This is a genomic window from Pseudomonas sp. GL93 (assembly GCF_003408955.1).
In the GTDB taxonomy this organism is placed as follows: domain Bacteria; phylum Pseudomonadota; class Gammaproteobacteria; order Pseudomonadales; family Pseudomonadaceae; genus Aquipseudomonas; species Aquipseudomonas paracarnis.
In genome coordinates, this window is the sequence record NZ_NKRF01000135.1 from 118,577 (window position 1) to 137,995 (window position 19,419).

Genomic DNA, 19,419 nt, shown 5'->3' on the forward strand with positions numbered 1-19,419 from the left:
GTCAATTATGTTCCGGATATTCCATCCCCGGCGTGATATTGCCTGCCTGACGATAGCCTTATCGTTCAGTTCGGGCAGTGTGGCCGGGCAGGTCAATGCACCTTCTGTGCATGGCCAACCCCAAGATCAGGTTGCGCCTACCGTGCAACCGATCAAGAACAGTCAAGTGCAAGAAACGGTGCCCGCGCCATCCTTGGTTTCATTGATTGAAGCCGGGCAGTTTCTTCCACCTTCCGCTCCCCAACTGAGCGTGAGCAATTTGGCCACTGCGGGCACCGCGGCGCTGGATATGCGTGCGGCCGTGCGCCAGGCCATAACCTCGTACCCGGATATCCTGCGGGCGCGGGAAGGGGTCAATGAACAAGTGCAGCGGGTAGAAGTGGCGCAGGCCGGCTATTACCCCAGGATCAGCGGTGGCGTGCGCAGCGGCTACCAAAGTGGTGTGCCTGGCAGTCACAGTGCCCAGGTCTTCGACGTCAGTGCCTCGCAGATGCTGTATGACTTCGGCAAGGTGTCCAGCGCCGTCGAGGCCAGCCAGGCCGGTGTCACCGAGCGCGAGGCAGACGTACGCCTGAGCATCGAACAGGTTGCCCTGAATACCGCACTGGCCTTTCTTGACGGCCAGTATTACCAGCGGTTGATCGCGATCACCCAGGACCAGATCGACAGCCTGGAAAAAGTCTCCGACCTGGCGCGCCAGCGTCTGGACATGGGCGCCAGTACCCGTTCGGACTATGTGCAAACCATGTCGCGTATTGAAGCCGCCAAGGTCACGGGCTTCCAGCATCAAGCCAGCCTGGCGCGCACGTTCGCCACATTGTCGAACCTGATCGGGCAACCTCGGGTCGAGGGCGTGTCCGACCATTTCCCGCGGGAACTGGAGCAGTCGTGCCAGCAGGTCGATGCCAAGATGCAGGACAACCCTGAGGTGCAGTCCGCCCAAGCGCGGGTGGCCCGGGCCGAGGCCGAAGTGAGCGCCGCCAAGGCTGCCGGGCTACCGACCCTGTCCCTGGAGCCGACATTCAGCCAACAGCTGGATGGCAGCCCTGGAACGGACCAGGACCGCAGCCGCTACAGCGTCTTCCTCAATGCGAGCATGCCGATCTATCAAGGTAACGCGATCCAGGCCGGCAAAGCGGCCAGCGAGCGGGCCCTGGCGTCCTCCCAGGCCGGCCTTGATACCGCTCGTTTGCGCGCGCGCCAGGAAATGCAGCAGTCGCAAAGCCAGGTGCTGAAGTTGCATGCCAGCCTGGGTGCCCAAACCGTGCGCGAAAGCACGATCAATGAAACTCGCGTGCTCTACCGCCAGCAATACCTTGAGTTGGGCACCCGGCCCTTGCTGGACCTGCTCAATGCCGAGCAAGAGGCCTATTTGTCGCGGGTCGAGCAGCAGACCACGCTCAATAGCCTGCGTCGGTTACAGATCAACTGCCTGTATAGCGCAGGCCATCTCAGTCAGGCGTTTGGTGCTGCCAACGACGCCACTTATCGTGAGCGTTTGCCATGAGCCGCCGTGCCCAAGAACCCCTGCAAGCCAGCCAGCCATCTGTTTCCCCGCCCTGGCTGGAAATGTTGTTGCTCGTTGCTGGTCATTACAACCTGAGCTTCTCCCCCGAGGATGCGCGGCTGGCCGCCGCCTGGCAGGGCAGTGCACATTCCGATGACCAGCTGTACGCCATTGCCAAGCACTTGGGACTGTCGGTCAAGATTGATGACGAGTTACAGGCCGAAGACCTGACTCAATGGCGTTTACCGTTGCTGGTGCAATTGGCCGACGGCCAGTTGGCGCTGATCGAAGGCTTGCGCGCCGAAGACCTGCTGCAAGTGCGGCTCAGCGGCGACCATGGCCTGGCCACGGTGTTGTCGCGTCAGGAACTGCTGGAGCAGTGCCGCCGGGTCATCCTGCTGCGCCCGGTGGGTAATCGCGCCGACGTGCGAGTGGACGACTACATCAAGCCGTATGACAAAAACTGGTTCAAGGGCATCGTCCTGCAGGACTTGAAGTCCTATCGCTATGTGCTGTTCGCCTCGCTGGTTGCCAACCTGATGGGGTTGGCCGGGGTGCTGTTTTCCATGCAGACCTACGACCGGGTGATTCCTGCCGGTTCCATGCCGACCTTGTACGTCCTGTTTATCGGGGTACTGCTGGCAGCCGGTATTGATTTCACCATCCGCAACGCCCGTTCCCATGTCACCGACCTGCTGGGCAAGCGTGCGGACACGCGCCTGTCGGACAGGGTCTTTGGCCACGCCATCCGGTTGCGCAACTCGGCCCGGCCGCGCTCCACTGGTACCTTCATTTCCCAGGTTCGCGAGCTGGAACAGATTCGCGAGCTGATCACCTCCAGCACCATCACGGCGCTGGCGGACTTGCCGTTTTTCCTGCTGTTCCTCGGCGTATTCTGGCTGCTGGTCGGCCCGCTGGTGCTGGTGCCGCTGTGCGCGCTGGTGTTGATGGTCACCCCGGGTCTGTTGTGCCAGGCCAAGTTGGGGCGTCTGGCCAATGAAGCGTTGCGCGAATCCAGCCTGCGCAATGCCTTGCTGGTGGAAACCATCCAGGGCATGGAGGACGTCAAGGCGCTGCAAGCCGAGCAGAAATTCCAGCTGAGCTGGAACCACTACAACGCAACCACCGCCTCGGCGAACCTGCGGCTCAAGGCCTTGACCCATCGCTTGCAGTACTGGTCGCAATCGATGCAGACCCTGGTGTTTGCCGTGGTGATTTTCTTCGGCGCGCCGATGGTGATGGCCGGTGACCTGACCACCGGCGCACTGGTGGCGGCATCGATCCTCGGCTCACGCATGATGGCGCCGATGGCGCAATTGACCCAGGTGATCATTCGCTGGCAGCAGGCCAAGACCGCCCTGGCTGGCTTGGACAAACTGATGCAGTTGCCCACCGACCACCCCGAACACAGCCACAAAGTCCACCGTGCCCACCTGTACGGTGACTATGTGCTGGACCAGGCGGTATTCGCCTATGGCGACGACAGCCCGGTGCTGCAAGTCAGCCAACTGAAGATTCGGGCCGGCGAACGTATTGCCGTGCTGGGCCGCAACGGCGCAGGTAAGTCCACGCTGCTGCAGGCGTTGGTCGGGGGCGTGGATTCACGCTCTGGCCTGGTCAGCCTCGATGGCGTGGCGTTGCAACACCTGGACCCGGCAGACGTGCGCCGGGATGTGGCCTTGTTGACCCAGGACTCGCACCTGTTCCACGGCACCATCCGCGAGAACCTGAAACTGGGCGCGCCGTTGGCCGCTGACCAGGAAATGCTCTCGGCACTGGCCCTGACCGGCGCCGATGGGTTTATCAAAAAGCTGCCGACGGGCCTGGATCATTTGATTCTGGAAGGAGGGCTTGGGCTCTCCGGCGGCCAGAAACAATCGCTGTTGCTGGCTCGCCTGTTGTTGCGCCAACCCAACGTGCTGTTGCTGGACGAACCGACCTCTTCACTGGATGAAGGGGCAGAGCGCCTGTTTCTGCAAAACCTCGACCAATGGGCCCAGGGCAAGACCTTGCTGATTGCCACCCACCGCCTGGCGTTGTTGGAGTTGGTCGAGCGAATCATCGTCGTCGATGACGGCAAAATCGTGCTGGATGAACCCAAGGAGGAAGCGATCCGTCGACTCAGCGCCACTCATTCCAATGGAGCGCCTCAGCATGGCTGATGTTCACGAAAAACTGGCGCGGTTACGTGCCTATATACGCAATAGAAAACCACTGGAGGCCATGGACCCGGCCGATGACGCTGCGCTGCATCGCTCGACGCGGATCATCGGCAGCCTGGTGTTGATCGTGCTGATCCTGGGCACCTGGGCGTGGCTGGGGCGGCTCGATGAAGTGTCCAAGGGCGACGGCAAGGTAATTCCCAGTTCCCATGAGCAAGTCATTCAATCACTGGAAGGCGGCATCCTGGCAGAGCTTAACGTTGCCGAAGGTGACCTGGTGGAGCAGGGGCAGGTGTTGGCCCAGCTCGACCCGACGAAATCCGAATCGAATGTCGAGGAGAGTGCTGCGCGCTACCGGGCTGTCCTGGCCAGCGCCACACGGTTGCAGGCGGAGGTGGACGGTAAACCACTGAGTTTTCCTGACGAACTGCAGGCCTACCCCGAGCTGATCAAACGCGAAACCAGGCTGCATCAGGAGCGTATCAGCCGGCTCAAGGAATCCCTGGCTGGGGTGAACGATTCGCTCAGGTTGGTCGACCGTGAGCTGAAAATCACTCAGTCACTGGCCAAGACCGGCGCTGCCAGCAACGTCGAAGTGATTCGCCTGCAGCGTCAGCGCAGTGAGTTGCAACTCAAGGCTACTGAACTGCGTTCTTCCTATCAGGTGCAGGCGGGGGAGGAGTTGGCCAAGGCGCGCTCCGAGGTCAGTTCGTTGAGTTCGGTGATTCGTGGGCGGGAAGATTCGTTGACGCGCCTGACCGTCCTGTCGCCGGTTCGCGGCATCGTCAAGGGCATCGAGGTGACGACCATTGGCGGTGTCATTTCGCCTAACGGCAAGTTGATGCAGATCGTGCCGCTGGATGATCAGTTGCTCATCGAGACGCGCATTTCACCCAGGGATATCGCCTTCATCCACCCGGACCAGGCCGCCAAGGTGAAACTCACCGCGTATGACTATTCGATCTATGGCGGGCTGGACGGCAAGGTGGTGACGATTTCTCCGGACACCATCCAGGACAAGGTCAAGCCGGAGAACTACTACTACCGAGTGTTCATCCAGACGGACTCCAACGTGCTGACCAACAAGGCCGGTGAGCGCTTCGCCATTGTGCCGGGGATGATCGCAACGGTGGACATCAAGACCGGCTCCAAGACCGTGCTGGAATATCTGATCAAGCCGTTCAACAAGGCCCAGGAGGCCATGCGGGAACGCTGAGCCTGACGTGGCTATTCAAACCTCTCCTTTAAAGTCGAATCGGTTGAAGAATATGTTTCCTGATTGTGTTGTGGTCATTGAACATCATGCGTTCCAGCGTGCCGTGCTGGTCAAGGCCCTCGGCAATCTGGGGGTTGGCAATGTGCTATCGGCCAGCGATGCCGAGCAGGCTATTGGCCTGCTGAAACAGCTGCCCAAGGTCGATATCGTTTTTTTCGACCTGGCCGACGGTTCGATCAACCACTCTGCGTTCCTGAAAGTGGCCGGCGAGTTGGGAAACGTCCAGACATTGGTAGCCTACAGCGAGTTGCAGGCTGATCTTTATCGCACCGTGAAGCAGATGAAGACGCTGTCGGGCCTGAAGTTGTTGGGCATTCTGGACAAGCCTCTGGACATGCAGGATTTGCAGCGGTTATTGGAAAATTTCAAGCTGCGCCATCATGTCTTGACGGCGCCCGACCTGTCGGTACCTGAACTGATCCCTGAAGACCAGGTGCGACACGGTTTGGCGATGGGGGCATTCGAGGCCTGGTACCAACCAAAATTCGATCTTGTCGAGCGTCGGCTGTTTGGCGTTGAAGCGCTGGTACGCTGGCGTCACCCCACACGGGGGATGTTGCTGCCCCGTGATCTGTTAGGCGCCGTACTGGCCTATGACTTGATTGATGAGATGCTCAAGCAACTGCTCGACCAGGGTATTGCATTGCTGCTGCAGTTGCGCGCGCAAGGTATTGACCTGGGAATGGCGTTCAACCTGACAGCCTCCCAACTGGTTCGAAATGACTTGGTTGACTACATTATTCAATGCTTGCAAGGGTATGACCTGCCAGGTTCGGGCCTGACATTCGAAGTCGCTGAAAGCAGCCTGCTGGACCTACCGGCATCGGCATTGGCAAACCTTCTGCGCTTGCGCGAGGCAGGGTGTGGGTTGTCGATCGATGACTTTGGCCTGGGTTTTTCCTCCCTACGGTTGCTGGCACAGCTGCCCTTCAACCAGATCAAGCTCGACGGCGTGTTCGTTCAGGACCTTGCCAACCCGGGTAACCGGGCCGTCGTCGCCAGCAGTCTCGCGCTGACCCGAGCATTGCAGATGGACCTGATTATCGAGGGGGTTGGCAGCCAACCGGCGCTCGATACACTAATTGACCTGGGCTGTCATTTTGGCCAGGGTTTTCACTTGGCGGTGCCCATGCCCGGTGCTGACTTTTGCGCTTGGTTGGAGCGCTACCAAAACGGGTAGGGCTTGCTGGCGCAGTCAGGCCATTAAAATATTTCAGGCCTGTGTTTTGTCGACGTGAAACTGAGCTACCTTAATAGTTTGACGTGCCGGTCTCGCAGATGCTGTTCCTTATGCTGATGAAAAAGAGGTTCGTATGTTGAAAGCATTAATCGTCGACGACCATCCGTTTATTCGCTCGTCTGTAAAAATGCTCCTCAAGGCCGGGCAGGTGGACGTGGTGGCCGAAGCCGAGAATGGTGTCGAGGCGGTTTACCTGGCTCGCAAGCACGTGCCGGACTTGATCGTGCTGGATATTTCGATGCCGCTGCTCGACGGCTTGGAGGTCATCAGTCGCATCTGCGCCTTGGACCTGCCGATCAGAATCCTCGTGCTGACCTCGCTGGACGCGACCTTTTATGCCCATCGCTGCATGACCATCGGCGCGTCCGGTTATGTCTCCAAAAGCGATGATCTTGAGGAACTCATGCGTGCAGTCAAAGTGATTCGCGAGGGCTTCAGTTATTTTCCGGTGCTCTCCAACAGCTCGGTGCGCCCGGTCGATAACCAGACGCCTGAGCATGAGCTGATTCAGCAGTTGTCCAATCGCGAACTTGCCATTCTGCAGCAGCTTGCCCGTGGTTACAGTAACAAGGAGATCGGTGACGCTATGTTGTTGAGCAACAAGACGATCAGCACCTATAAAACTCGGTTGATTGAAAAGCTCAAGGTCAAGTCCGTGGTCTATCTGGCCGACTTTGCCAAACGTCATCACCTGATCTGAATGAGGCGCCTGTCGGGTTACTTCATTTTTTTTCTTTGTTTGGGAGTACTCGGCCAGTCCCATGCCGCCCCGCAGGCCTTTGAGTCGTTGACCTTGCTGGGGCGCGAGCCTACCGCTGATTTTGACGTTGAACTGCAGAACCATGACTGGCGGTGGCTACGCACTAAAAAGGTCTTGGTGATCGGTACAGCGCGCAGCGATCCAGCACCCTTGGTGGTGTCGTCCGACCCTGCCGATTTCGAGGGGGTTACGGCTGATTATGTCGGGCTGCTGGCTGCTGTGTTAGGCGTTGATGTTCAGATCCGGCGTTATGACAACAGGGACCTGGCCCTGCAGGCACTCAAGGCTGGTGAGCTGGACTTGCTGGGCTCGGCCCGGGAGTATGAAGCCGCGCAAGCAGGGTTAGTCATGTCGCGTGCCTACATCCTCGATCAGATGATGCTGGCAACCAATCGCGGCTCGGTCAGCGATGTGCAGCAAGACCTTGCCGGCGAGCGGCTGGCCATGTCCAAACACTACGTTGAGCCTTCCGCTATCCGGGCGCTTTATCCAAAAGCAAAGATCGAACTCTACCCCTCGGCGCTGGAGGGTATCAGTGCGGTTGCCTTTGGTCAGGCGGATGCATTCGTGGGCGCGGGGATCACATCCAGCTACCTGATTGGGCAAAACTTCTACACCGATCTGCATCTGAGACCATCAGCCGATAAAAAGGTCAGCGGTGTCGGTTTTGTCTTGAATGCCGACAACAAGCAGTTGCTGCGAGTGCTCAATCAGGCGCTGAACGCGATTCCCGCTGCCGAGAAGCAGTCGATTGCGCGGCGCTGGAGGTTGCGCTCCACAGCCGGAGAGGGCTTTGACCTTGGCTTTACCCCGCAAGAGGAACAATGGCTGGCAGAGCATCCTAAACTGCGGGTGGCGTTGATTGATGGCAACCCGCCATTGACCTTTTTTGATCAGAATGACCTGCTGCGTGGCCTCAATGCCGACCTGTTGGAGAAAATCAGCCAGCGAACCCACCTACAGTTCGAGGTGGTTCGTGCTGGCTCGTTTGATGAGCAGGCTGACCTGTTGAGCAAAGGCAAGGCTGATTTTTCGCCCACGTTCCAGCATGACCAGCGCCTGGGAGAACTGCGCTATACCCGGCCGTACATGAGCAACCCAGATGTATTCGTCAGCCGTGTTGGCGAGGCAGAGCCCAAAAGCCTGGAAGAGATGTCAGGCAAGCGCCTGGTCGTCAGTCCCGGCAGCTATTGGGCCGCCTATGTTCGCCAGAATTACCCGGACATTACGCTGATGGAGGCCGGCAGCCGTGCTGACCAGATGGCGCTGGTTGCACAAAACAAGGCGGATGCCACGCTCAGCATCCTGCTGGCTTCGCGGTATATGATCTCCACGTTCTACCGTGACCGGTTGCGCATCACACGTACGATGGGTGGTGAACACCCGGCTCAATTGCGACTGGCGACTGATCGCAGATCTTTTGAACTTCACTCCATCCTCGACAAAACACTGCGCAGTTTTTCCCGCGAAGAGCTCGACGACCTGTCCGATCGCTGGCGTGGCGAAGTCATGCTGGACAATCGCGGTACCCAGGCCAGCCAGCGGGCTTTTCTCAAGTGGCTGGCAGTGGCTATAGGCCTGTTGCTCGCGGCGGCGGGCTGGATCATTTACCTGCGCCGCCTGATTCAGCGACGTGCCGCTGCCGAACATGCGTTGAAGGAACAGATGGACTTCCTGCATGTACTGATCGACAGTTTGCCTCACCCCATCTACGTTCGAGACCGACAGGCCCGAATGCTGCTGTGCAATACGCGTTACCTTAAAGCGGTTGGGCGTACCGATGAGGAGGTGATCGGCACTGTGCTCACTGCTGACGTGGGCATCATGCCAACGGACAACCTTACGTTCGAACAGCAATACCGCGAGGTGATGGAGGCTGGTCAGGAGCAGATTCAGGACCGTCAGTTGGTGCTGGCCAACGGGCAGACGATCGACGCTTATCACTGGGTGCTGCCATTTTGCGATAGCAGCGGAGAAGTCAAAGGGATCATTGCCGGGTGGATCGATATCAGTGAGCGTGCGCGGTTACTCAGCGAACTCAAGGAAGCCAAGCACGAGGCCGATGGCGCCAACCGGGCGAAGACCACGTTCCTGGCAACCATGAGCCATGAACTGCGCACGCCGATAAACGCGGTGGTCGGGATGCTGGAATTGGCGATGAAAAAGGCTGATCAAGGCATTCTCGACCGGTTTGCCATTGAAGTGGCCTCCAGCGCCGCACGTGCGTTGCTGGAGCTGATTGGCGACATTCTGGATGTGGCGCGCATCGAATCCGGGCGTTTGACCTTGACCCCTCAGAGGGCTGCCCTCAAGGAAATGGTGGAGGAGGTGGTGCGGGTGCAGGGCGCCAGCGCTCGGCTAAAGCAACTGCCGCTGATTCTGGAGTTCGATGAGCTCGCCAACCGTGATGTGTTGATCGATCCGATGCGGTTCAAGCAGGTGCTGGCAAACCTGCTGAGCAATGCAATCAAATTTACCGAAAAAGGCGAGGTGCTGGTCAGCGTCAAGGCGACACTCGACGAAGAAAATCAGCAGATGAGTATTCAGTTGCGCGTACGCGATACCGGCATCGGCATCAGTGCCGAAGACCAGTTGAAACTGTTTGCGCCCTTCACCCAGGTCGGCACCCACAGTCAGTTGACGGTCGGCGGATCGGGCCTGGGGCTGTCCATCAGCCGAACGTTGTGCACGATGATGGAGGGTGAATTGAAGCTGAGCAGTGTGCCGGGCCTGGGCACGCAAACCGAGGTGCTGTTGACGTTGCCCATCCTGGCCCCATTGCCCCTCAGCCAGCCTGAGCCAACCGAGCTGTTGCCTGCCAGTGAGTTGAGCATTCTGGTAGTTGATGACTACCCCGCCAACCGCTTGCTGCTGCTGCAGCAACTGAGCTATCTGGGGCACAGCGTCAAAGACGAGCAGGATGGCGCCCACGGCTTGCGCACCTGGCGCAGCCATCCTTTTGATGTGGTGATCACCGACTGCAATATGCCAGTGATGAATGGTTATGAACTGGCCAAGGCAATCCGTGACGACGAGGCGGCTTCGGGCAAGCCGCCGTGTCTGATCCTTGGCTTCACCGCCAACGCGCAACCCGACGAGGTCGACCGCTGTCTTGCTGCGGGCATGGATGACTGCCTGTTCAAACCCATCAGCATGAAGGATCTGGCCGCACGCTTGTCGGGGGTTGAGTCGTCATTTGAACCGTTGCCCGATAACGATGACGTGACGCACTTGGACGACGAGATCGACCTGGTCAGTCTCGAGCAACTGACCTATGGAGATCAGGCGTCAATCCGCAGCTTGTTGCAGGACCTGCTCAGCAGTAACGAGGAGGATCAAGTACGACTGCTCAAACTCTTCAGCCAGAACGACCTGACCGGGCTGGCCGACCTGGCCCATCGGGTCAAGGGTGGCGCGCGCATCGTCAAGGCAAAGCGCCTGATTCACTGTTGCGAACAGTTGCAGATAGATTGCGACGGGCACGATGCTGCACGTTTGACCCAGTCAGTGGATGCGCTGCATCAAACGATGGACACCCTGACGCAGGTGTTGACGCAACGGATCGCCCAATCCGTCGACTGACTGGTTGTGGGTGCGGAGACAGGACCGTGAGGTCTCTGTTCCAAATTGCTCTCCGGGAAATTTCCTACATTTCGGTCAGGAAAATCCCCGGATAATTTCGGCTCAAAGAACAGAGATGACCTCTCGTCTACCGAATCCGCTAGGGAGCGACCCCATCTTTCATTGACGTTGCCCAAGCAACGCACCCGCAACGTTAATGAATGTGCGTCATGGATGACCTGAATACACCTGCTCCCTCTTGGGGAGCGGGCGTTGAGGTCCATCAACCTTGTTTGAGTGGGCATCGGCTACCACCAGCAATCAGGGCGTATCGGGCGTTCGTGCTGCAACCCAATTGTGGAGAATCAGTGATGCAAGTGTTGCCCCTGCGAGTGCTGGTGCTGGAGGACCATCTGTTCCAGCAAACCGTCGCCGTCAACCTGCTGAAGAAGCTTGGCTGTCAGGATGTGTTCAGTGCTTCCAACGGCACCCAGGCCCTGGAGACCCTGCAACGGGTCGGTCCGGTGGACATTGTGGTGTGTGACCTGCGCATGGAAGGCATGGATGGCCTGGAGTTCCTGCAACGCGTGGCTCGCGTTGGCCTGGTGGGCGCGGTGATTCTCAGCAGTTCCCTCTCGGGAGACGTACGCCAGGCCGCTCGGCAATTGGTGACGTTACTGGGGCTGCCGCTATTGGGCGACCTCGGCAAGCCGCTGCACGCTGAAGCCTTGAACGAGCTGTTGCATAAACACTTGAGCGATCCCAGGGTCGCGCCGATGAGCCTGAAGCCCTTGGAGCTGGCGCAAGCCGGCGAAGTTCGCTCGGCCATGCATCAAAAACAAATGGAAACGTACTTCCAGCCCAAGGTCAATTTGCTCAATGGTGATGTGATTGGCGTCGAGGCGCTGACACGATGGAACCACCCGACCCAAGGGGTGGTTTCTCCGGCGGTGTTCATGCCTGCCATTGAAAGTTGCGGGTTGCTCAATGAGTTACTGTTCAGCCAGATCAGGCACGGCCTGGCGTTGGCCCGCGAGGCTTCGAGTCGTAGGCAAGTATTGAATATTGCGTTCAACCTGGAACCGGTGCAGCTCTCCAATCCCGAACTGGTTTCCATCATCCGCGGCATCTTGTGCAGCTTCGGGCTACCGGCTTCCAGTCTGACATTTGAATTGACTGAAAGCGGTTTGCTCGAAGCCTCGGCCACCTGCCTGGAAAGCCTTGTGCGGTTGCGCATGATGGGTTGCCGGTTATCCATCGATGATTTTGGTGTGGGGTTTTCCTCCCTGCAGCGCTTGTGCCAGTTGCCCTTCAACGAGATCAAGCTTGATCGCGAGTTCGTTCGGGGGCTGGGCCATGACCCAAGATGTGTTGCGGTGATCAAGTGCACGCTCGAGTTGGGCAGGGCGCTGGGCATGTCGGTGGTCGTCGAGGGCATTGAAAAACAAGAGCAATATCAACAGTTGCTGGAGCTTGGGTGTGTGCAGGGGCAGGGTTATTTTTTTGCAAAACCCATGACCGAAAAAGATTTTTTGACTTGGCTGGGAGCGCGCGCGCCCTCTGGAAAGCGCGTCTGACGGTCTGCTGGCTGGTTTGGAAGGATATATAAATGCCCACACGTTCTTTACGCATCTTGATTGCCGATCACGTCCACCTGCAGCGCTTGAACCTCGAACGGATGCTCAATCACTGCGGTTACCATCGAGTGGCGCCCGTCTCTTCGTTGGCGGAGTTGCTGGCGATGATCGACCATGCCATTGATCCCTTCGATTTGTTGCTCATCAACAGCGCATTTGTCGGTGGCGCCATGCTTGACCTTGAAGCGTTCTGCCATGATTGCCCGCGTGTACACCATGCGTTGATTTACGAAGGGCTGCCCCTGATGGAGCCAAAGGCCGAAGGAAAGCCGCCGGCAAGGGTGATCAAAAAGTTGCCGGGCGTTCCGGATACCGCTGCCATCAAAGGTTTTATGGACCAGATCGACCCCGCACGACCGACACCTTCACGGTATTTTTTCCGCACGCCTGCCCGCTGAACGGGCGGCGCGCGCATTCGCTACGTGCTTACCTCCCTAAGTTGCTCTACTGCTCAACCCACGCAACGCCCCTAAGGCGTTGGTGTGTTCTTCAGCTGTTTGGCGGTGCTGGGAAGGTAGGCCACCTTCAAAAAGTAATCCTTGCCCAACAGCTTGCCCTCGCCAAACCAGGTCATGCCGTTCTGCTGCAGTTTCAACCCAGAAAAATCATACTCGAACAGGGTACGGGTACTGCTGACGAACATGAACTGGTCCGCGTCCAGCTTCAGTACTTTATATTCGGTACCGGGCGGGGGCGTCTGTTCTTTCAGACGCAGCAGATAGTCGGCTGCCAGGCCCACGAACATCTCCATGGATAACTGACGGTATTGTTCCAGCGTGAGCCCTGGACGCTGTTGCAATTCGGTGGCGATCAGCGCGAAAAAGTCAGCGTTGGTTTGTGCAATGGCCAACTTGCTCGGCAGACTTGCCAGCAGTTTTGCCTGATCGATCTGAGGCTCACGTTTTTCTACAGGTTTGTTCTTGTCCTGAGGCGGGGCACTTGCCTGCTCGACCAGCAAGCCGTTCAAGCTCAGGGGCGACAGCACGCTGATTGCCAGGTACGCCGCGCAGGCGCGGGTCTGAGCCTGGCGGTCACCGTTTACCAGCAACGACAATGGGTGGCCCTGTGGGGGAATGCTTTGTGCATTGCCGCCTTGCTGCTGGATGAAGTGGTTGACGTTTGCCTGCTGGGTCTCGCCTTTGGCCAGGGCGCAGATCTGTTCCATGGCCAAGGGGTTTTTATGTGGGGCGAGGGCATCAGCCAGGCTGAATACTGCACTTTGCAGGATGGGCAGGGCGGGCACGGCGAGCCACTCGGGCTGGCTGGCAGTAGGGGGAGAGGTTTTTTCCTGGCACCCGGCCAGGCCCAGGCAAGCAATCAAACCAAAGCATAGCGGCAGTTGGGTTTTCATTCAGGGGATCCTGTCGTGGGCAATCCGTAGGTGGGCATAGGGATGTAACTCAGCGTAGAAGAAAAATGCCCTGCGCGAGCCTGATGCAAATCTGAAGGCAGGTGAACCAAATGTGGGAGGGGGCTTGCCCCCGATAGCGCCGGATCAGTCACTGATGCTGTGAATGACACACTGCTATCGGGGGCAAGCCCCCTCCCACATTGGATACCTGCATTAAGCGCAGGCCGGGCTTTTTTCGTTATCGGTTCGGTCTGCAATCACCACTGATAACCAACCCCCACGGCCACGCCAGTGTCATTCTGGCTGCTCGTGGTGCCCATGAAGTTGGTCGACCAGCGGCCATTCTCGGACACGTGCGAAACGCCAATAGCCAGTGCCGATTGCCCGCGGTAATTACCCATCGCCACCGACGTCATGCTGCCGCCGGCAACCGACGAGCGCGGCAGGCTGGCCATTGCCATGGCTCCGGCGATACCAGCGCTCAGGGTGTCGTCCTGCTGCTTGAGGTTGTGTTTGAGATCGGCAAAGCGCTGATCGGTGTAAGCCTTGGAATTGATGTTGGCATTCATGATGCCGCGGCTCACTTGGTCAATGTTGGCGGCATCCGTGCCACGGGTGCCGGCTGCGACATTGGTGATTTGGCGTTCGCCACCCGCGCTACCTACCGAGACGCTGTTCTCGCGATCCGCCACCGAGTTGGCCCCCAGGGCCACGCTGTTTTGTGCCGTTGCCTGGGCGCCGTTACCCGTTGCCGTGGCATTTTCAGCGCTGGCCACGGTGTTGCTGCCTACGGCCATGCTGTTGTTACCCGAGGCTTGCGAGCCCATGCCACCGGCTACCGCGTTGGTACCGCTTGCCTTGGGTTGCGCTGCGGCGCGGGTGTTGTTGACCTGGAATGCACCGCTGGTGCCGTTCTGCACACTGGTCACCGCTGCTTCGACTTTGGTCACGCTGCTGGTGACGTTGGCAATCGCGCCGTCCACATTTTTGATCGAGCCTTGAATCTGATTCAGGCTGGTATCGGTGTAGGCCTTGGACTCGGCCACCGCACCATCGAGCTGACGCACATTGACCGCGTCGGTAGCCCGGCTGCCATCAGCCACGTTGCTCAATACACGCGTTTCGCCGGTGGTCGCGTTGCCTACCGATACGACGCCGACCGTGGTGTTGCTTGCATTCGAATATTTGCCGGTATAGGTCTCGGTGCCGCGCTGGTCGTCACTGGCGCCCTTGCCTATGGCGACACTGCCGGCAGCGGTGGCTTTCGCGCCATCACCAATAGCCACCGAGCTGCTGCCACTGGCAACGGTTTCATTGCCCACGGCAATGGCCGCTGTACCGCTGGCTTGGGCATTGGGGCCTACTGCCATGGCATCGGTGCCGGTGGCTAGCGAATCGGCCTTGGACGAACTGGCGTGGAAGTACTTGATGCTTGAACCGCTGTTCACGATGTTGTTGAGCTGAGTCGTCAGGCCGACAACGGTGTTATTGGTCAAGAAAAGCTGACTGCCATTGACTGCATCGGTGCTGGTAGCACTGAGGCTGCCGGCGGCGACGTTGGTCAGGGTGGTCGCAGCGCCACCTGGGTTGAAGGTCACTCGCGTTTTACTGTTCACGTCATCGTACTTGACGCCCACGGCAGCGGTATTGGCCAGGCTGTTGCTGAGGCCGGTCAAGGCATCGCCGACAGTCGCACTGGTGGTGGCGGTGGTGGTATTACCGGCGGCGTCGATGGTGGTGGTGTTGAAGCTTGGCGCAGTCACGGCACCCGTTACCGGATCCACTTGGGCGCCACCGCCCAACGCGTTGACGACGAACTGGCTCTGGTTGCCGGAGTTGGCAATCAGGGTATTGAGCTGTGCGGTGGTGTTGAACAATTGGCTGCCGTTGACTGCGTCGGTACTGGTAGCGCTCAGGCTGCCGGAGGCGACATTGCTCAGAGTGGTCGCAGCGCCGCCCTGGTTGAACGTCACACGGGTCTTGCTGTTCACGTCATCGTACTTGACGCCTACCGCGGCGGTAGTGGCCAAATTGCTGATCTGCGTGCTCAGGTTGTTGACCGAGGTGTTGACGTTGGTACTCAGGTCGGTGACCGAGGTGTTGGTGGCGTTCAATTGACTGCCATTGACGGCGTCGGTGCTGGTAGCCGACACCTGCCCAGCCGCGACATTACTGATCTGCCGCTCGGCACCAACGGCACCAACGCTGAGCACGCCCACAGGCGCAGTACCGGCGTAATTGTAAGTGGTGCCATTGATCACGCCGCTGGCAGTTGCCGTGGCCACAGCGGTGGTGGCGCCGTTACCCAGGGCCAGGGAGTTGGCGATGCTGGCGTTGGCACCGTTGCCCAAGGCAATGGCGTTGTCGGCCGACGCGGTTGCCCCCGGGCCGATGGCTACGCTGTCGGTGCCGGTGGCCGTGCTGTCGCCGAGGGCCGAGTTGCTGTGGAAATACTTGATGCCCGCGCCGTTGGTGACGATGTTGCCAAGCTGGGTACTGAAGCTGTTGCCCAGGTTGGTAATGGACGTATTGAGGCTGGTGCCCAGGTCGGTGACCGAGGTGTTGGTGGCGTTCAACTGGCTGCCGTTGACCGCGTCGGTGCTGGTGGCGCTCAAGGTGCCGGCGGCGACGTTGCTCAGGGTGGTGGCGGTGCCGCCTGGGTTGAAGGTCACCGAGGTTTTAGTACTCACATCATCGTACTTGACGCCCACGGCGGCGCTATTGGCCAGGCTGTTGCTGAGGCCGGTCAAGGCAGCGCCCACGTTGTTACTGGTGGTGGCGGTGGTGGCATTGCCAGCGGTATCGATGGTGGTGGTGCTGTAGCTTGGCGCGGTCATGGCGCCAGTCGTCGGGTCCACTTGTGCGCCGCCGCCGAAGGCCGCGCTGACGCCTTGGCCGAGTTGGCCCATCTGGTTGCCGGCGCTGTTGGCGAGGTTGCTGATCTGCGTGCTGAGGTTGGTGCTCAGGTCGCTCACCGAGGTATTGGTGGCATTCAACTGACTGCCGTTGACCGCATCCGTGCTGGTGGCTGACACCCGCCCAGCCGCGACATTGCTGATCTGCCGCTCGGCACCGACGGCACCAACGCTGAGCACGCCCACAGGCGCAGTACCGGCGTAATTGTAAGTGGTGCCATTGATCACACCGTTGGCAGTTGCAGTGGCCGCAGCGGTGGTGGCGCCATTACCCAGGGCCAGGGAGTTGGCGATACTGGCATTGGCACCGTTGCCCAAGGCAATGGCGTTGTCGGCCGAAGCAGTTGCCACCGGGCCGATGGCTACACTGTCGGTGCCGGTGGCCGTGCTGTCACCCAGGGCCGAGTTGCTGTGGAAATACTTGATGCCCGCGCCGTTGGTGACGATGTTGCCCAACTGGGTGCTGAAGCTGTTGCCCAGGTTGGTAATGGACGTATTGAGACTGGTGCTCAGATCGGTCACCGAGGTATTGGTGGCGTTCAGCTGGCTGCCGTTGACCGCATCGGTGCTGGTGGCACTCAAGGTGCCGGCGGCGACGTTGGTCAAGGTCGTTGCAGTACCGCCCTGGTTGAAGGTCACCGAGGTTTTGGTGTTCACATCATCGTACTTGACCCCCTCGGCAGTGGTGTTGGCCAGGTTGCTGATCTGCGTGCTCAGGTTGTTCACCGAGGTATTCACGTTAGTGCCCAGGTCGGTGACCGAGGTATTGGTGGCGTTCAACTGGCTGCCATTGACCGCATCAGTGCTGGTGGCCGCCACCCGCCCAGCCGCGACATTGCTGATCTGCCGCTCGGCACCGACGGCACCGACACTGAGCACGCCCACAGGTGCAGTACCGGCGTAATTGTAGGTGGTGCCATTGATCACGCCGCTGGCAGTTGCAGTAGCCGCAGCGGTGGTGGCGCCATTACCCAGAGCCAGGGAGTTGGCGATGCTGGCGTTGGCACCGTTGCCCAGGGCAATGGCATTGTCGGCCGAAGCGGTTGCCACCGGGCCGATGGCTACGCTGTCGAGGCCGGTAGCCGTGCTGTCGCCCAGGCTGGATTCGCTGTGGAAATACTTGATGCCGTCGCCATTGTTGATGATGTTGCCCAACTGGGTGCTGAAGCTGTTACCCAGGTTGGTAATGGACGTGTTGAGACTGGTGCCCAGGTCAGTGACCGAGGTGTTGGTCGCGTTCAATTGGCTGCCATTGATCGCATTGGTGCTGGTAGCGCTCAACCTGCCTGCGGCGACGTTGCTCAGGGTGGTGGCGGTGCCACCTGGGTTGAAGGTCACCGAGGTTTTAGTACTCACATCATCGTACTTGACGCCCACGGCGGCGGTATTGGCCAGGCTGGTGCTGAGGCCGGTCAAGGCAGTGCCCACGTTGTTGCTGATGGCAGGGGCGCTGGCATTGCCAGCGGTATCGATGGTGGTGGTGCTGTAGCTCGGTGCGACCCAGGCCCCCGTGGTCGGGTCCAACTGCGCGCCGCCACCCAGAGCGGTGGTGAATTGTTGATCCTGGGCGCCCAAGGCATTGACTGCCGTGTTGGTGGCATTCAACTGGCTGCCATTGATCGCATTGGTGCTGGTAGCCGAAACCTCGCCTGCGGCGACGTTGGTGATCTGCCGCTGCTGGGTTGCATTGCCAACACTGAGCACACCCACAGGCGCAGTACCGGCGTAGGTGTAAGTGGTGCCGTTGATCACGCCATTGGTCGTCGCAGTAGCAGCAGTGGTGGTGGCGAAAGAGCCCAACGCCATGGAGTTTGCGACCGTAGCACTGGCGTTGTTGCCCAGGGCGACACTGTTATTGCCTGACGCAGCGGCCTCACCGCCAAGCGCGACGGCGCCGGCTGCCAGCGCCTGGGCCTGCCAGCCCAACGCAAGACCGTCAATGCCGGAGGCGGTGGATTCAGAGCCGATCGCGACGGAACCGTTACTCTGGGCGCTTGATAAGTTCCCCAAGGCGATCGCTCGACCACCCGTTGCAGTGGTGGTGGCACCGTTACCAAGGCTGATGGATCCGCCGCCGGCAGCTGTGGCCAACGGGCCGATGGCCACACTGTCGAGACCGGTGGCGCTGCTGTCACCTTTGGTTGAAGCGCTGTGGAAGTACTTGATGCCCGTACCGTCATTGACCATACCGCTCAGTTGGGCGCCCTGGGCGCTGACGGTGGTATTGGTAGCGTTCAACTGAGTGCCATTGACCGCCTCGGTGCTGGTGGCACTCAAGGTGCCGGCGGCAACATTCGCCAGCGTGGTTGCAGCGCCAGTCGGGTTGAACGTCACGCGGGCCTTGGTGGCCGCGTCGTCATAGTTGACACCCACGTTAGCGCTGTTGGCCAGGCTGGTGCTCAGGTTGGTCAGTGCATCACCGACATTGGCGCTGGTGGTGGCGGTGGTGACATTGCCCGCTGCATTGACGGTGGTGGTGCTATAGCTTGGGGCGGAAATCTGCCCGGTAGTGCCGGTGACTTGAGCGCCACCCCCCAGCGCGGTGGCCGTTGAAGTTGCGGTGTTGAACAGTTCGGCGCCGTTCACGGCGTCCTGCGAGGTGGCCGACACAGTGCCGTTCGCAAGTTGCAGAACCTTGGTGCCACGCATGTCGAGGGTATTGATATGCGCACCCGCGGTTACCGGGGCCGAGAGCGCCGCGGTCGAACCGCCATTGACAAAGAGTTCGTTACCCAGCGTCAACGACGTCGCCCCCAGGCCTACTTGACCCAGTGGGTTATAGAACAGCGAGTGATCAGTCTGAGTTGACTTGTCGGATGAAGTACACGCCGCGTTAGTTACGCCGCTCATCGAGCCCGAGTCACCGACCCGGCTGCAGCCGTTATCAGTGCCATCGTTGACGAAGATACCATCGCCTGGCCCTGCAACAGCGATGGATACCGTCCCTAGAGTCAACACCATCGGAATGAGAGCAGTACGTACTGTGCGCAAGCTGAGTGAAACAGCATTG

10 protein-coding genes are annotated in these 19,419 nt (G+C 59.5%); 8 read left to right on the forward strand and 2 right to left on the reverse strand.

Going from position 1 to position 19,419, the window contains the following annotated elements; all coding sequences use genetic code 11:
* Positions 1–7: 7 nt before the first annotated feature.
* The 8 genes from CER19_RS28150 to CER19_RS28185 all read left to right on the forward strand — a co-directional run bounded on the left by CER19_RS28150 (position 8) and on the right by CER19_RS28185 (position 12,541).
* The gene (locus CER19_RS28150) at positions 8–1,507 is read left to right on the forward strand and encodes a TolC family outer membrane protein (protein WP_116668763.1); all 1,500 of its coding nucleotides are present in this window, start codon (positions 8–10) and stop codon (positions 1,505–1,507) included.
* On the forward strand, positions 1,504–3,669 hold the full coding sequence (locus tag CER19_RS28155; protein WP_116668764.1) for a type I secretion system permease/ATPase: 2,166 nt from the start codon (positions 1,504–1,506) through the stop codon (positions 3,667–3,669). Before CER19_RS28150 ends, CER19_RS28155 begins: the two co-directional genes overlap by 4 nt.
* Positions 3,670–3,730: 61 nt before the next feature.
* A complete protein-coding gene (locus CER19_RS28160) occupies positions 3,731–4,885 on the forward strand; it encodes an HlyD family type I secretion periplasmic adaptor subunit (protein WP_116668795.1) in 1,155 nt (384 codons plus the stop codon).
* 70 nt (positions 4,886–4,955) lie between these two features.
* Complete coding sequence (locus CER19_RS28165; RefSeq protein WP_165861684.1) at positions 4,956–6,125, forward strand: EAL domain-containing protein; 1,170 nt, start codon at positions 4,956–4,958, stop codon at positions 6,123–6,125.
* 133 nt (positions 6,126–6,258) lie between these two features.
* Entirely contained in the window at positions 6,259–6,885 is a 627-nt protein-coding gene (locus CER19_RS28170; RefSeq protein WP_116668766.1) for a response regulator transcription factor, read from the forward strand.
* Positions 6,886–10,527, forward strand: coding sequence for an ATP-binding protein (locus CER19_RS28175; RefSeq protein WP_116668767.1), 3,642 nt, complete (start codon positions 6,886–6,888; stop codon positions 10,525–10,527). It abuts the gene before it with no gap.
* 350 nt (positions 10,528–10,877) lie between these two features.
* Positions 10,878–12,083: an EAL domain-containing protein gene (locus CER19_RS28180; protein WP_116668768.1), complete on the forward strand. Its 1,206-nt coding sequence runs from the start codon at positions 10,878–10,880 to the stop codon at positions 12,081–12,083.
* Between the two features lie 32 nt (positions 12,084–12,115).
* Entirely contained in the window at positions 12,116–12,541 is a 426-nt protein-coding gene (locus tag CER19_RS28185) for a response regulator (protein WP_116668769.1), read from the forward strand.
* A 71-nt stretch (positions 12,542–12,612) separates the two neighbouring features.
* Here the strand turns inward: CER19_RS28185 and CER19_RS28190 are convergent, their stop codons facing one another.
* Positions 12,613–13,494: a hypothetical protein gene (locus CER19_RS28190; RefSeq protein ID WP_116668770.1), complete on the reverse strand. Its 882-nt coding sequence runs from the start codon at positions 13,492–13,494 to the stop codon at positions 12,613–12,615.
* Positions 13,495–13,751: 257 nt separating this feature from the next.
* The gene (locus CER19_RS28195) at positions 13,752–19,259 is read right to left on the reverse strand and encodes a YadA-like family protein (protein ID WP_256660572.1); all 5,508 of its coding nucleotides are present in this window, start codon (positions 19,257–19,259) and stop codon (positions 13,752–13,754) included.
* Positions 19,260–19,419: the final 160 nt, after the last annotated feature.

Excerpts from the sequence above, each read along its gene's own strand:
- CER19_RS28150 (WP_116668763.1), top strand. The coding sequence starts at position 8 with ATGTTCCGGATATTCCATCCCCGGCGTGATATTGCCTGCCTGACGATA.
- CER19_RS28155 (WP_116668764.1), top strand. The coding sequence starts at position 1,504 with ATGAGCCGCCGTGCCCAAGAACCCCTGCAAGCCAGCCAGCCATCTGTT.
- CER19_RS28160 (WP_116668795.1), top strand. The coding sequence starts at position 3,731 with ATGGACCCGGCCGATGACGCTGCGCTGCATCGCTCGACGCGGATCATC.
- CER19_RS28170 (WP_116668766.1), top strand. The coding sequence starts at position 6,259 with ATGTTGAAAGCATTAATCGTCGACGACCATCCGTTTATTCGCTCGTCT.
- CER19_RS28175 (WP_116668767.1), top strand. The coding sequence starts at position 6,886 with ATGAGGCGCCTGTCGGGTTACTTCATTTTTTTTCTTTGTTTGGGAGTA.
- CER19_RS28180 (WP_116668768.1), top strand. The coding sequence starts at position 10,878 with ATGCAAGTGTTGCCCCTGCGAGTGCTGGTGCTGGAGGACCATCTGTTC.
- CER19_RS28185 (WP_116668769.1), top strand. The coding sequence starts at position 12,116 with ATGCCCACACGTTCTTTACGCATCTTGATTGCCGATCACGTCCACCTG.
- CER19_RS28190 (WP_116668770.1), bottom strand. The coding sequence starts at position 13,494 with ATGAAAACCCAACTGCCGCTATGCTTTGGTTTGATTGCTTGCCTGGGC.
- CER19_RS28195 (WP_256660572.1), bottom strand. The coding sequence starts at position 19,259 with ATGAGCGGCGTAACTAACGCGGCGTGTACTTCATCCGACAAGTCAACT.